The following is a 14,182-nucleotide window of genomic DNA, read 5'->3' as shown; positions in this document are numbered from 1 at the left end:
CACCGGTCAGCTCGACGCAGCGCGGCAACTAGGAAAGGCCTGCCGACGCGCTGCCCCTGCACCAGCGGGCACTGGCCATCACCGAGGCCACCCTCGGCCCCGACCACCCCGACACCGCCACCCGGCTGAACAACCTCGCCACCACCCTCGCGCAGCTCGGCAGGCCGGCCGACGCCCTACCCCTGCGCCGGCGGGCACTGGCCATCACCGAGGCCACCCTCGGCCCCGACCACCCCGACACCGCCATCCAACTGAACAACCTCGCCGCCACCCTCGACGCCCTCGGCCGCCCCGCCGACGCTGCCGCGGTCCGCGAGCGAATTCCTGCCGCACCCTCACCCACCGACGACCGGGAGCCCGACACAGCAGATCTGTAGTACGGCCGAGGATCAGTCAGTCCCAGTCCTCGGCCTGCGAAGGGGGGACGTCGAGACGAACACACGCGCTTCATCGAGGGAGAGGACCCCGCGACCAGGCCGATTGCGTGATCTTGCCCGACGGGCACGCTACGTTCCGACCATGTCCACGAAGCCGCGCGCACCGCGTGCCTCCCCCGCCGGGACGGCCGCTCGTGGGACAGCTCCCACTTCGCGGTGTCCAAGTCCCCCCTCGGACACCTGACCGCCTCCGTCGACGCGGCGTAACGCCCGTCGACCATGACGATCGGGCCTCTCGTCACTGCCCCCTCACGCGCGGACCACGCGCGCTGGCCGCAGCGCAGCAAATAGCGCTTTGAGCGGCCTGCGCTGGAACTGCGCTTCCGCCCTAGCTGTACCCGGCCATCAGGTTGGTGCCAGGCGGCTGATGGGTGGGAGGCCGCCGAGTGCTGAGTGGCGGCGTCGAGTGTTGTAGTGCTCGATCCAGGGGGCAAGGGCGGCGGCGCGTTCGTCGTTGCTGGTGAAGACCTGGCGGTAGGCCCATTCGGTGACCAGGGTGCGGTTGAGCCGTTCGACCTTGCCGTTCTGCCAGGGGCAGTGCGGTCGGATGAACTTCTGCCGGGCTCCCAGCTCGGCGCAGACGGCCTTGATCGAGTGCTGGTAGGCCCAGGCGTTGTCGGTCATCACTCGCTCGATGCGGGGGATGCCGTGGCCGGCGAAGTAGGCCGCGGCGCGGGTCAGGAACCGGCGCAGGTCACGCCCTTCTCATCGGGCAGGACCTCGGAGTAGGCCAGTCGTGAATGGTCGTCGACGAGCGAGTGCACGTAGTCATAGCCGAGTTTGATCGTGCGGTCTTTGGTGGTTTCCCGGGCGGCCCGTCCCAGCGCTCGCCAGCCACCGCCATCGGGGATGCGACCCAGCTTCTTCACGTCCATGTGCACCAGCTCGCCGGGCCGGGACCGCTCATAGCGGATGGCGGTCGCCTTGGAGGAGCGGATCACCGCGCCGGTGATCGGGTCCAGCGCGCATAGCCGACGCTGCCCACGGCGGGTCAGGACCCGGGACACGGTGCGGGCCGGCACGCCCAGTTCAGCGCCGAGCCAGTCCGGCCCCCGCCGCTCACGGCCACGCAGTTCGACGATGCGATCCTCGACCTCGGTCGAGGTGCGCGTCGGGCTGGTGTGCGGGCGGCTGGAGCGGTCTTCGACTCCGGCCTCACCTTCGGCGGCGTAGCGGGTGATCCAGGTGCGCACGCATTTGCGGGAGATCCCCATCGCCGCGGCGATGTGGGCCTGCTTCCAGCCGGCGGCATGCCGGTCGACGATCAACTTCCGGCCGAAGACGGTCAGGCGGGCATTACCGTGGGACACGAGAACCTCCGGGCGGATGTGGGCCTTAGACAAGCCACACCCCACTCGGAGGTTCTCCTGCGTTCAAGCCCCGCCGTCACCAACGTCCTGGCCGGATACACCTAGCCCCTAGACCCGACAGCACCGGGCAACAACAAGAGCCGGGTCCACCACTGTGGGCAGTGCCCCCGGCCTCGCTTTGCCCACTAGGGGGCTGGCATTTACGCCAGCACCCCACCTTTCACGAAACAAGGGTCGCACCCGACGACCCTGACACGGCCCCCACCACCAACCCGTATTCCCAGACGTACGTGACCGCATCTGCCTCAAGCCGCTCCTGCGCACCATAGGCTGCTCCATCCCCACGCGACCGCGCGTCCCGTGCCTTTGCAGTCCTACGTTCAGCACATGGGGGATGTGCGCACGGGGATCTACCAGCACCTGATGACGACGGAACTGGCCGACCAGCTCTCGGCAACGGACGCGTCGCTGGTGCAACTGTCGACGCTCGACCCTGCGGAGGCACACGAGGCGCTCACTCGCCACATCGCCGGCGTGGTCGGTCGCGTTCTCCGCACGGCCGGCGGCGACGACCAGGCCGCTGTAGCGCGCCAGGTGGACCTCGCCAACAGCATCGTGAAAGCCGTCAGCGCGTTGTCGCCGGCTGCTGCTCCGGAGGACTCCATCGCAGAACCCGGGCGCTCGGTGCTCGCGGTGGTCGATCCACCCAGTACGCCGGGGCCCATCGTCTTCCCGGAACGGCCCGAGGTACCACTGTCCGCGAGTGCACTGCTGGTCAACGGGCGCGGGCAGCCGCGGATCGGTCATGAGGTGAACCGCGAGCTCGCGTCTGCTGACCGGGTCGACCTGCTCTGCGCCTTCATCAAGTGGCAGGGCCTGCGCGTGTTGGAGAAGGGCCTCACTGATCTCCGTCAGCGCGGCGGCCGACTCCGCGTCATCACGACCACCTACATCGGCGCGACCGATCAGCGAGCCCTGGACCGTCTGGTCGAACTCGGCGCCGAGGTCAAGGTCTCCTACGAGACGCGGACGACGAGGCTGCACGCCAAGGCGTGGCTTTTCCATCGCGCCACCGGCATGTCCACCGGCTACGTCGGCTCGTCCAACCTGTCCGCGCCGGCACTGACGGATGGGCTGGAGTGGAACGTCCGGCTCTCCACCGTCGAGCAGGCGCACCTCCTCGAGACGTTCGCCGACACGTTCGACAGCTACTGGGAAGACCCGTCCTTCGAGTCGTATGATCCCGAGCGGGACGGCGACCGATTGCGACTCGCCTTGAGCGCCGAGCGCGGCGGCAGCCGAGACCTGCCGCTGGAGGTCGCGACGCTCGACGTCCGACCGTTCGGCTATCAGCAGGAAATCCTGGACGAGCTCGAGGCCGAGCGGATCATCCACGACCGGTGGCGCAATCTCGTCGTCATGGCGACCGGGACGGGCAAGACCGTCGTCTCCGCGCTGGACTACCGGCGCCTTCGTGCTGCCGGCACGGTGGAGTCGGTGCTGTTCGTGGCTCATCGGAAGGAGCTGTTGACCCAGAGCCGGTCGACGTTCCGGCACGTACTACGCCGCGGTGACTTCGGCGAACTCCTCGTCGACGGCGAGCGCCCGCGCGAGTGGCGACACGTCTTCGCGTCCGTGCAGTCCCTCGCCCAACTGGACCTGGCCGAGCTGGACCCGGCGCGCTTCGACCTGGTCGTCGTCGATGAGTTCCACCACGCCATGGCCGCGACCTACCGCCGTCTTCTCGAGCACCTCCGGCCGAAGGTGCTGCTCGGACTGACCGCGACCCCCGAACGGACGGACGGCGCCGACGTCCGCAGTTGGTTTGACGGTCGGACGGCCGTCGAACTGCGGCTGTGGGAAGCGCTCGACCAGGGCCTGCTCGCCCCGTTCCAGTACTTCGGCATCCATGACGACGTCGCGCTGCAGCAGCTCCAATGGAAGCGCGGCCGCGGCTACGACGTCACTGAGTTGAGCAACCTGTACACCGGCGATGACCACCGAGTGCGGCTGGTCCTACAGGCCGTTCGGGACAAGGTCGCCGATGCGGGGCGAATGCGGGCACTCGGCTTCTGCGTGAGCATCCAGCACGCGGAGTTCATGGCCGCTCGGTTCGACTCCGCCGGCATCCGCAGTCTCGCCATCACATCCCAGACGGACAGCCAGGATCGCGCCTCGGCACTGGCTCAGCTCCGCGACGGCACGGTCAACGTGCTCTTCACGGTCGATCTCTTCAACGAAGGCATCGACCTGCCCATCATCGACACGGTGCTCTTCCTCCGCCCCACGGAGAGCGCGACGGTCTTCCTCCAGCAGCTGGGCCGGGGGCTGCGTCTGTCTGAGGGCAAGGCATGCCTGACCGTGCTCGACTTCATCGGCGCTCAGCACAAGGAGTTCCGCTTCGACCTGCGCTTCCGAGCTCTCACCGGCGCATCCCGGCGAGGTCTTCAGCGGGAGGTCGAGCAGGAGTTCCCGACGCTCCCTGCCGGTTGCCACATCGAGCTGGACCGGGTTGCTCAGCGCATCGTCCTGGAGAACATCAGGCAGTCGCTGACCGTGTCGTGGAAGGGGTTGGTCAACGAGGCGCGGACTCTGACGGGTCCGAGCCTGTCGACCTTCCTCGAGGAGACCGGCGTTGAGGTCGAGGATCTGTACCGAGGGAACGGGCGCAGTTGGCTGGACCTCAAGCGGACGGCCGGTTGGGACGTCACCGAGCCAGGGCCGGACGACCGCGCCTTGGGCAGCGCCTTCGCCCGCATGTTGCACATCGACGACCTGGAACGGCTGCGTTTCATTCGCACACTGGCCCAACAAGGACCCAGCGGGGAAGCGGTGTCCGAACGAGTCCGTCGGATGGCTGCGATGTTGCACTTCTCCCTGTACGGCTCGCGCGCGCCGTTCAGCAGCGTCGAGACGACGCTGTCGCGCCTGCTCGCCAATGCCGGTCGGCCCGAGGAACTCGTCGAGCTGACTGGGGTCCTACAGGACCGCATCCACCGGGTCGCTCCGGCGCTGGAGCTGGCTGGGCCGCGTCCCCTGCACGTGCACGCCCGCTACAGCCGAGACGAAGCGCTCGCAGCGTTTGGGATGGAAGACCTCAACGGCACGTGGGGGTCGGGCGTGCGATGGGTGCCTGGTGACCAGGCGGACGTCTTCTTCGTGACTCTTGTGAAGACGGAGGCACACTTCTCCCCCACCACGATGTACGCGGACCACGCCATCTCACCGACGCTCTTCCAATGGGAGTCGCAGAACACGACGGCAGAGGCGTCCAAGACCGGGCAGCGCTACGTCCATCACCGAGAATTGGGGACGTCGGTGCACTTGTTCGTGCGCGAGTCGAAAACCGCTGACGACACGCTCGACACTCCCCCATACCTGTACGCCGGTCCCATGTCTTACGTGTCGCACACCGGCGAACGACCTATGCGGATCATGTGGCACCTCCACCACCCCCTCCCTCCCGACGTCTTCCACGCCGCGAAAGTCTCATGACGACCAGCCTCCTGCCAGCGACAGCGCATCATCACCGCGGCGTGCTGGCCCAGCTGCCGACGGACGCCCCTGCTAAGGGCCACACTCTGCTTACCCCGCATCTGAGGTGCTCCGTCGACCTGCCCCGGCGCCCTCGTCCAACGCGATGCGCGCAGCAGACGAGGCCGTCGAGCGCCTGCCCACGACTGGCCCGCTCGCCCGCGCGCTGACCCGCGGTCCGCAAGCCGGTCGACGGCGCATGCGGTGTCCGTCGTCCTCACCGGACCGGCCGTCCGGGTGGAGCTGCACGAGATAGGGCAGCCGTACTGGGACACGCAGACGCCCTGCTCTCTGGGGTGACGGATTTCGCGGCGGCGAGCACCTAGGGTGGGCATCCCCGGCAGGTCAGGCGACCCCGCGGCTGTTAACCGTGACCGGCGGGACGGTCGGCGAGGTCGTGCTAGCGCTCCCACCCCCGGGCGCGGAGGCATTGGTCCCGAGTGCCTGTCTCATACCGACCCGCCGCCCACACCGACCGGGCGCTTGCAGGAACGTTTCGACAGCACGGCAAGGGAGCAACCGTGGCCGACCGGCCTGACATCCGACTTCAGTCGTCATCGCAGCCGACCGTGGTCCTCGAGGCACTGAAAGAGCTCGTGAGCGAGGCGACCGAGTCCCTCTTCATCGCCGCGGCGTACACGACCTACGCAGGAATGGTTGGTCTGGTTGATGCACTTTCCGAGCAAATCGGCGCCACTGGTTGGTCTCGTGTTAGGAAGACGCTCGTCACGTCCCTCGAGTTCGGCCACACCGACCCGGAGGCGTTGACGTTAGCCAGGGGTGCCGGCTTCCAAGTATTGTTGGCCAACAGCCGTCCTGGCAGCAACTGGCACCCGAAGCTCTATCTTTTCGAGGCCCGTACGGGATTCTCGGCCGTAGTCGGCTCCGCGAACGCCAGTTCCCGCGCGTTGTACACAAACACCGAAATCGTTTCCGTGCACGCCTCCGTGCCGACGGACACCGCTTGGGCACTCATTGACGAGCTCCAGCGGGACAGCGTTCCGGCGACGGATGAGCGGATCGAGGCCTATGGGCGACAGAGGACTCGCACCTATGTCCGACCGCCGGCGCAGGACCCCGATCTGCCGATCCCGCCGATTGCGCAGCAAGCTCCGGGATCGCTGCCTTCCTTCCCGGATACCGTGCGGTCAGGTGCGGTCGACCCGGGTGCCTTCGATCGCTTCTGGGTGGAAGGGGGAGCGATGTCGTCTAGTGACTCACACCACCAGCTTGAGTCGCCGCGGTACGGCTGCCGCTTCTTCGGATCGAACTTCGACGACCACCAAGACGACAAGCAACTGCCGATCGCGACGCTGAGCCTGGTCTGGCGGGCGGTGCGCTGGGACGACCGAGAGCTTCGCTGGCACGGCGACAACGGGATGGAGCGGGTCAACCTGATCACCCGAGCCATGGGCGGCCCGAACTACGTCGGCCAGGTGATCCTGTTCAAACGGCGGGCAGACGGTGCATTCGACCTCGAGGTCACCCCGCAAGGATCGGCGACGGCCACCGCATGGCTCAACGCGTCCGCCGACAAGGGGGCGCTGTTCAGGGTGGGCGGGAGGTCCCCGCGCAGGTGCGGCCTCATCTGAGCGGCCACGGATGGGGCAGCTGCGTCACCGGAGTCGTGGACTTCGCGTCGCGACCGGTTCTGTCGCAGCCCCCACCTAGGCTGCGGAGTGGCCGGGCGTGCTCGTCGTCCGGCGCTCGAGAGGACAGCACATGACACGCTTGTACGACTCGCCGCTTCCCGCGACGCGGTCAGGGCCGTTGTATAACGCGTTCTCCTACCCGACCAAGATCGACGCCGAGGCGGTGGCGGTCTTCCTCGCGGCCCACACCCGTCCGGGCGACACCGTGCTCGACCCCTTCGGCGGGAGCGGCTCCACCGGGATCGCCGCTCGGTTGTGCGACCGGCCGACCCTGCGGATGCGAGAGCTCGCCGCGCAGGCGGGCGTCGAGGCCGCGTGGGGGCCGCGGTCGGCACTCCTCTACGAGTTGAGCCCCATCGGCGCGCTCGTCGCCCGGGTGATGTGCACGCCACCCGACCCCGTCGAGTTCCAGCCCGCGGCCGAGCAGCTGATCGCCGATGTCGAGGCCGACGTGGGCGCGTACTACCAAGCCACCTCCCCGGAGGGGCTCGACGGGCAGATCCGGCACGTCGTGTGGTCCGAGGTCCTGCTACCCACCTGTTGCGGTCGCCGGGTCACCCTGTGGGACGGCGCCGTGCGACGCGACCCGGCCGTCATTCGCGGGTCGTTCCCCTGCCCGCACTGCGGCTCCGAGATCTCCGCCGCCGAGACTCCTCGATCGCTGGTCGAGGTCGTCGACCCGGTGACCGGATCGACGACGCTCCAGCGGGAGCGTGTGCCCGCTCAGATCTACGGCCGTTCCGGACGGCTGACCTGGTCCCGCCCGCCGACGACAGACGACGAGCGCCTGCTGGATCGGATAGCCGCCGACCCGGTGCCCTGGGTACCGCAGCAGAACGTCATCCGGGGAGACCTGTACCGCTCCGGGTACCACACCGGCATCGACCAGATCCACCAGCTCTACACGCCCCGCAACCTGCGCGTCATGGCGGCCCTGTGGGCGCGACTGGCCGGTCAACCGGCTCATCTGCGGGACGCGCTTGAACTTCTCGTGCTGTCGTACAACGCGAGTCATTCCACGTTGCTCACGCGAGTAGTCGCCAAGAAGCAGCAGCCGGAACTGGTCGTCACCGGCGCCCAGTCGGGGGTTCTCTACGTCAGCGGTCTCCCCGTGGAGAAGAACATCCTGGCCGGACTCCGGAGAAAGGTGCGCACCTTTCGCGACGCGTTCGCCCTCACCGCTGGCAGCCGCAGCAGCGTGACGGTGCAGTGCGCATCGAGCACGCAGCTGGACGTCGCGGACCAGTCGGTCGACTACGTCTTCACCGATCCGCCGTTCGGCGACTTCATCCCCTATTCCGAGGTCAATCAGATCAACGAGGCCTGGTTGCAGACGAGCACCGATCCCGCCGAAGAGGCGATCGTGAGCCCCGCCCAGGGCAAGGGCGTCCCGGAGTACGCCGTGCTCATGAAGCAGGTCTTCGGCGAGGTCCGCCGGGTCCTCCGCCCGGAGGGGCGGGCGACGGTGATCTTCCACGCCTCCAAGCCGACCGTCTGGCAGGCCATCGGCGACGCCTTCCAGGACAACGGCCTGGTCGTCGAGCGCACCAGCATCCTCGACAAGCGGCAGGTGTCGTTCAAGCAGGTCGTGTCCCAGGGGGGCACGCGTGGTGATGCGGTCTTCCTGCTCCGGCCCAGCGACGCCCGCGCCGTAGAGGGCTCGGCCGGTCCCGTCGAGCCGCAGCTGCTCGAGGACCGGATCCGCGCGCTCATCGCCCTCGCCGAGAACGATGCGGAGGGCCGCCCGCACCGCCTGTATAGCCGCTACGTCGCGGCCTGCATGCAGGACGGCGCACCCGTCGCCGTCCACGCGCGCGACTTCTACGCCATCCTCGAACGGATCGACACGAACCTGCCCACCCATGACGGGGCGCTGGCGTGACGAGCCTCGTGGCGGAAGGCCCTCCCGACAGTGAGGTCCACCGGCGGACGTCCGACGTCCGCAAGCGACTCGGGCAGGTCTTCACGGGAGATCGGCTGTCCCGTCTCCTGGCGGCGCTCGCCGGCGTCACGGACACCGACGCCGTCGTCGACCCCATGGCCGGCACTGGCGACCTACTCGCCGCCTGCCGCGAGCTGGCCCCGCGCGCACAGCTGGGCGGCATCGACGTCGACGGTTCCGCGCTGGCTTACTGCGAGCGTCGTCTCCGGGGCGAGGTAATCACCGCGGCAGGAAGCGCATTCGACTCCGCGACGTGGGCCGGGCTGCCGACGGCCTACGATCTCGTCATCACCAATCCTCCCTACGTGCGGTATCAGACGGGCCGCGAGTCGAGGGCGACGAGCGACCTCACCATCCCGGGCGCAAGCGACATCCGTCGAGCGCTCCTGGCGCAGATCGCGACACTCGACCACCTGACCGGTCCGGAGCGTGAGGCATTCCTGCGCTGTGCCGCCGACTACAGCGGCCTTTCCGACCTGGCGGTGCCGTCGTGGCTGCTCTGCGCGGCCCGCGTGGCCCCCGGCGGGAAGCTGGCCATGGTGGTTCCCGATACGTGGCTGAGCCGCAACTACGCCGCGCCAGTCCTATATGTCCTGCGGCGGTTCTTCGACATCCGATACGTGGTGGAAGACCACGATGCGGCCTGGTTCTCCGACGCACTCGTCCGCACGAACCTCGTCGTCGCCCGGCGCACCGTGGATAAGAACGACGCGTTCACCGCCGGGAAGCACCTGCGCATCAGCCTCAGGGGCGAGGCGGCCGGTAACCGCAGTCTCGTGGCGAGAGCGCTGCCGGGGACGACCGCGCCGGAGCGGGCCTTCGCGAGCTGGGCCGAGGGGCTGCGGGAAGACAAGGATCTGCCTCCACTGCCGGGCGTGGTCGTTCACCGGTCCGATGAAGGTGACCTGCTCGCGGCCCTCCGAGCCGCGGCGCGACGACTGCCCTGGGTCCAGCTCGCGCCCTTCGGAACGGAATCGAGTCCGACGGAGCTGCCCGGCTCCGCTCCGGAGAAGGTGCGGCGCGCCCTCGGCGCGGCGCTGCTCGACACAGTGACGCTGGCCGACCACGGTTGGCGCGCCGGCCAGGGGCTGCGCACAGGCGCCAACGACTTCTTCTACGTCACCCGCGGCCCGGACGGAGACTGGCACTCCCCCCTCCTGCCCGGCGAGCGCTTGGACCTGCCATCGGCGGCGGTCCGCCCCGCGGTGCGCAACCAGCAGGAGCTCCCGCTCGCCGGGCGAGTCGCGGAGGGCTCGACCGGGCTGCTGGTCCTCGACGGCTTCGCTCTGCCCGAGGACGTGGAACGCGCCGCTCCGGGATCGACCTTCACCGCCGCCGAAGGAGACCTGGCCCGCCTGCTGCGCGTAGCCGCCGCGCACATCTACCAGCGCAGCGATCGCCGGGTGGCACTCCCCGATCTGTCCGCGGTCAGTCCGAACGTCCGCCTGGAGCGCGTCTCGCAAGCTCCGACGCGGTTCTGGTACCACCTGCCCGACCTGGCGCCGCGACACGTCCCCCGGCTGTTCATGCCGCGGGTCTGCCACGGCCGGCCGCTGCCGTACGTCAACCCGGGCGGAACGGGCGTCGTCGACGCGAACTTCTCGACGTTCTACCCCAGCCGGCCGACGGCGCTCGACGAGCATGCGACCCTTGCGCTGCTGAGCAGCACCTGGGTCTGGTGCTGCCTGGAGGCGTCGTCGACCGTGCTCGGGGGCGGAGCCCTCAAGGTCGAGGCCACCGGCCTCAAGCGGCTGCCCCTTCCGATCCTCGACGCGGCGGCCGTCTCGGCCCTGTCCGAACTGGGCCGTCGGCTCCGGCATGTCACCGCCGACGCGGACACCGTCCTTGCTGCCATCGACGCCGTGCTCGCCGGCGCGCTGATGCTCCCGGCCTCCGCCCTGAGCCGCCTCGAGGCACTCGCCCAGCAGCTGGTCAATCGGCGCGGGGGCGGACGCTCGACGAGGTCTGTGCAGCCATCCGACGGTTAACCACCGCCCCGCCGGAGGCACGGCGATCAAGTTCCGGACCGACCCGGCCGATTCCTCCGTGTGGCGTGGCCGAAGACGCGCGCGAACCCGCAACCAGAAAGGCACCAAAGAACCTCGATGTCCACGCTCAGCACCGAAGTGGTCCGAGTCCTCCTGCGCTTCAAGAACGCGATCCTCGAAGGCCCGCCCGGCACCGGGAAGACGCACGTGGTCAGCGAGGTCGCCAGGAAGTGGACCGCGACGACGGGACGCCCGCTTCTCGGGACCGGTGCGGGCACGTACGCAATCACGTTCCACCCCTCCACCGCCTACGAGGACTTCGTGGAAGGCATGCGCTACGACGAGGCTGCGCAGGGCTTCACGCGTCGGGACGGGTTCCTGCTGCGCGCCGTCAAGGAGGCTCTGGCCAATCCGCAGGCGGACTACCTCATCCTGCTCGACGAGGTGAACCGGGCGAACGTGCCCAAGGTGCTCGGCGACGTCCTCCTCTGCATGGAGGCCAGCAAGCGCGTGGTGCACGACGGCGCTGGGTGGACCGGCGGGCTCTCGGTGAGCCTGCCCTATTCCGGTGCGGCCTTCGCCATCCCCGACAACATCTACCTGCTCGGGACAATGAACAGCACGGACCGGTCGATTGCGCCGCTCGACGCCGCCCTGCGCCGGCGTTTCGGCTTCATCCGGACATCTCCGCTGACCGGAAGCGACCTGCAGCAGCTCCTAGCGGCAACGGAAGGCCAGGAATCGGCGCGAGCGGCACACCGGTCGATCGACGAGTTGACCAACCTCAACACGGTCCTACGGGAATGTCTGGGCCCGGATGCCGAACTTGGGCACAGCTACCTCTTCGGGATGAATGTCGAGCTGCCACCGCCGGCACAGGCAAGCGACCCGCTGGCGCGGATCGCCGAAGTGGCCGCTGCTCGCAACGCACAGCGGGGATTCTGGCTGGAGGTGGGCTCGGGCAACGGCGGCTCGCACAACCAGTTCGACATTCCCGATACCCCCCGGGAGGGCAGGCCCGCGCTTTCAACCATGTTCTATCCGATGCGCTCGGGCGAAGCCGTAGTCGACGTACCTTCGGCCAACCAAGCCTACTTCGACGTCCGCTGGAATTCGATCCTGTGGAGCGGTAACTCCATTCAGTACAACGGCGGCGGCAGCAACCGCCGTCTGAAACTCATGGGGCAGACCGACGACGGCCGACGGCTCTCGCAGCACGGAAGCGATCTGGAACAGAAGCTGCAGGTGTGGCTCTCCGCTCCTGACCACACCTTCGACCTGGTCCTGCTCGACCGCAATGACGCGAACATCGCGGCCCTGCGCTCGGTGAGCGAATGGAGGGCACGCACCATGCCGTCCGAGAGGGGTCGCTGGTACGGGCAGCTGGACCTGGCACGGTTGGAGTTCGAGCCTGCGGACCGACGCCCCACCGACCACCAGGACGCGCAGTGGTTGACGTGGCGCTATGCGATCCTGCCGCAGCTGGTGGACACCCTCACGCAGTTGGGGGCGACGGAGCTGATCGACCCGCGTACCCGGGCGGACTGGCTGGCTTCGCACGGTCAGCCGGCGAGCGATGAGCGACTGGCCCTGTTCGACCGGTTCCTTCACGAGACGCTTCGACTTGAGATCCGGGAACGGGGCCACGGGTTGAGCCGTTCCCTCACGATCGAGGAGCTTCTGATTGCAGATCCGCCGGTGTTGTCGTCGGAGTTCACGCCCGAACTCGCTGATTTCGACGAGGGCACCGATGAGCTGGACAACGTCGACGGGACTGTGGACATCGCGACCGACGACTTGTCAACGCTGAACTCTCATCCCCCGCAGTTCGACGCTCCTGGGCTGCCGTGACCAGCCCCCGCGCCTCGGGCGGAGACCTGTGGGTACGGGTCAGCCCCCAGGGCAAGCGTGCGGGCTTCGTGTCCATCCCGATGGGGAAGAGCTCCCTCTCCCTCACCGTGCTGCCCAAGCCGTGGGCGTCGACGCGCACCCGCGCCGCGCGGGTGCGCGAGCTGACCTGGATTGGCGAGGCCTCCGTGCACCTGACCGCATACGAACTGGACTACATCCGCGTCCGCGGTGCGGAGCACGACCTGGCGCAGATCTCCTGGAAGTGGTCTCGGGCGACTGCCGATCAGACCGGCGAGGAACCCTTCCTGTCGATCGCCCGACCCCCGGAGCGGACAGAGGACTCAGCGGACGAACCTGCTACGCAGGAAACGGGGCTTGCCGGCCTGATCGACCTGCTCGGACTCGCCAACCGCGCCCAGGTCCGGTTCGACAGCGGCGGGAATGGATCCGCCAGCGACGAGGTGGTCCTTCGGCTGCTGCTCTTCGAGCGCTTCCTCGCGGCGTTGGCAGAGCAGCTGCCGAACGCCCGACCGAACTACAGCGCCCGGTCCGAGGTTCTCACGTCGCCACGGGGTCGTCTCGTGGATGCGGATCTCGCCATGGCCGTGCGCGAGCGGCGCCCGTGGGTGCTGTGCAACTTCGACGAGCACTCCATGGACACACCGCTGCTCCAGGTGATGCTCGCGGCGGTGAGCGTCGTGTCCACGACGGTGCTGCCGCGGGGGTTGCAGCACCTCGGCGCCAACCAGGCGGCGCGTGCAGCAAGGCTGGCACGCCACCTCACGGCGGTGTCCCTTCTCCCGCGTCCGGAGGCCGTGCGGGTCAGCCGGCGGATCTGGCTCAACCACTTCGAACGTCCCTGGACCGAGGCACTGCGATTGGCGACGCAGGTTCTCGAGCAGAGCTCGCACTTGCCCCAGCAGGGGTTGGAGGCGGACCGCAGCCTGGCGCTGACCATCGCCACCGAAAAGCTCTGGGAGCGGATGCTGCTCCAAGTCCTGAAACGGGCGACGTCGGATGTGCGGGTCAGTGCTGACAACGTCGCCGCCCGGGGCGTCGTGGTGCCCGTGCCCTGGACACCGATGCGCGGCGGTAGGACGCCGGGGGGCCGGTATCCCGACTTCGTCGCCCGCGTCGACGACCGGGTCGTCGTGCTGGATGCCAAGTACAAGTTTCTGGACGGCGGACTCATTGCAGGAGACGATTACCAGCTGTTCGCGTACAGCCATCTGACGCAGCTCGACGGTGATCCCGTGGAAGCGGCGGCGGTCCTGGGCGTGACCACCCCGAACCGCGCAACGGGATCAGCCCGCTTCGTCCGGGCACCACACGGCGACATGCCGCTCGTCGCGGTCAGCCTTCCCTTCCCAAGCCGGGAGGGCATCCGCACCGCGTCATCGTGGGAGCGATATCTCACCTGCACCGCAGCCAACCTCGGAAGGGCGCTCAGCCCCCTCATCTGAGTGGA

The 14,182-nt window shown here is 68.5% G+C and carries 6 protein-coding genes and 2 pseudogenes; 7 read left to right on the top strand and 1 reads right to left on the bottom strand.

Going from position 1 to position 14,182, the window contains the following annotated elements:
• Positions 1–47: 47 nt before the first annotated feature.
• A pseudogene (locus ACWIX6_RS07470) lies at positions 48–377 on the top strand (tetratricopeptide repeat protein); the annotation flags it as partial.
• 405 nt (positions 378–782) lie between these two features.
• Here the strand turns inward: ACWIX6_RS07470 and ACWIX6_RS07465 are convergent.
• Positions 783–1,747 (bottom strand): annotated as a pseudogene (locus ACWIX6_RS07465) (IS481 family transposase).
• A 387-nt stretch (positions 1,748–2,134) separates the two neighbouring features.
• Between ACWIX6_RS07465 and ACWIX6_RS07460 the strand changes: the two are divergent.
• From ACWIX6_RS07460 to ACWIX6_RS07435, 6 genes are all read left to right on the top strand, one after another.
• On the top strand, positions 2,135–5,242 hold the full coding sequence (locus ACWIX6_RS07460; protein ID WP_448616207.1) for a DUF3427 domain-containing protein: 3,108 nt from the start codon (positions 2,135–2,137) through the stop codon (positions 5,240–5,242).
• 560 nt (positions 5,243–5,802) lie between these two features.
• Complete coding sequence (locus ACWIX6_RS07455) at positions 5,803–6,873, top strand: hypothetical protein (protein WP_448616206.1); 1,071 nt, start codon at positions 5,803–5,805, stop codon at positions 6,871–6,873.
• A 130-nt stretch (positions 6,874–7,003) separates the two neighbouring features.
• A complete protein-coding gene (locus ACWIX6_RS07450; RefSeq protein ID WP_448616205.1) occupies positions 7,004–8,815 on the top strand; it encodes a DNA methyltransferase in 1,812 nt (603 codons plus the stop codon).
• Positions 8,812–10,863, top strand: a complete 2,052-nt coding sequence (locus tag ACWIX6_RS07445) for a methyltransferase (protein ID WP_448616204.1) — start codon at positions 8,812–8,814, stop codon at positions 10,861–10,863. The genes ACWIX6_RS07450 and ACWIX6_RS07445 overlap by 4 nt, the downstream gene beginning before the upstream one ends.
• A gap of 117 nt (positions 10,864–10,980) precedes the next feature.
• Complete coding sequence (locus tag ACWIX6_RS07440) at positions 10,981–12,714, top strand: McrB family protein (RefSeq protein WP_448616203.1); 1,734 nt, start codon at positions 10,981–10,983, stop codon at positions 12,712–12,714.
• Entirely contained in the window at positions 12,711–14,177 is a 1,467-nt protein-coding gene (locus ACWIX6_RS07435; protein ID WP_448616202.1) for a 5-methylcytosine restriction system specificity protein McrC, read from the top strand. The genes ACWIX6_RS07440 and ACWIX6_RS07435 overlap by 4 nt, the downstream gene beginning before the upstream one ends.
• Positions 14,178–14,182 lie beyond the last annotated feature (5 nt).

It is taken from the genome of Modestobacter sp. URMC 112, from assembly GCF_053502575.1.
The sequence above is the reverse complement of the archived record's forward strand: the minus strand, read 5'-3'. Positions and strand labels throughout refer to the sequence as shown.

What these genes read in the sequence shown, in the direction of transcription:
- ACWIX6_RS07460 (WP_448616207.1), top strand. Translation starts at nt 2,135, where the DNA reads ATGGGGGATGTGCGCACGGGGATCTACCAGCACCTGATGACGACGGAA.
- ACWIX6_RS07450 (WP_448616205.1), top strand. Translation starts at nt 7,004, where the DNA reads ATGACACGCTTGTACGACTCGCCGCTTCCCGCGACGCGGTCAGGGCCG.
- ACWIX6_RS07440 (WP_448616203.1), top strand. Translation starts at nt 10,981, where the DNA reads ATGTCCACGCTCAGCACCGAAGTGGTCCGAGTCCTCCTGCGCTTCAAG.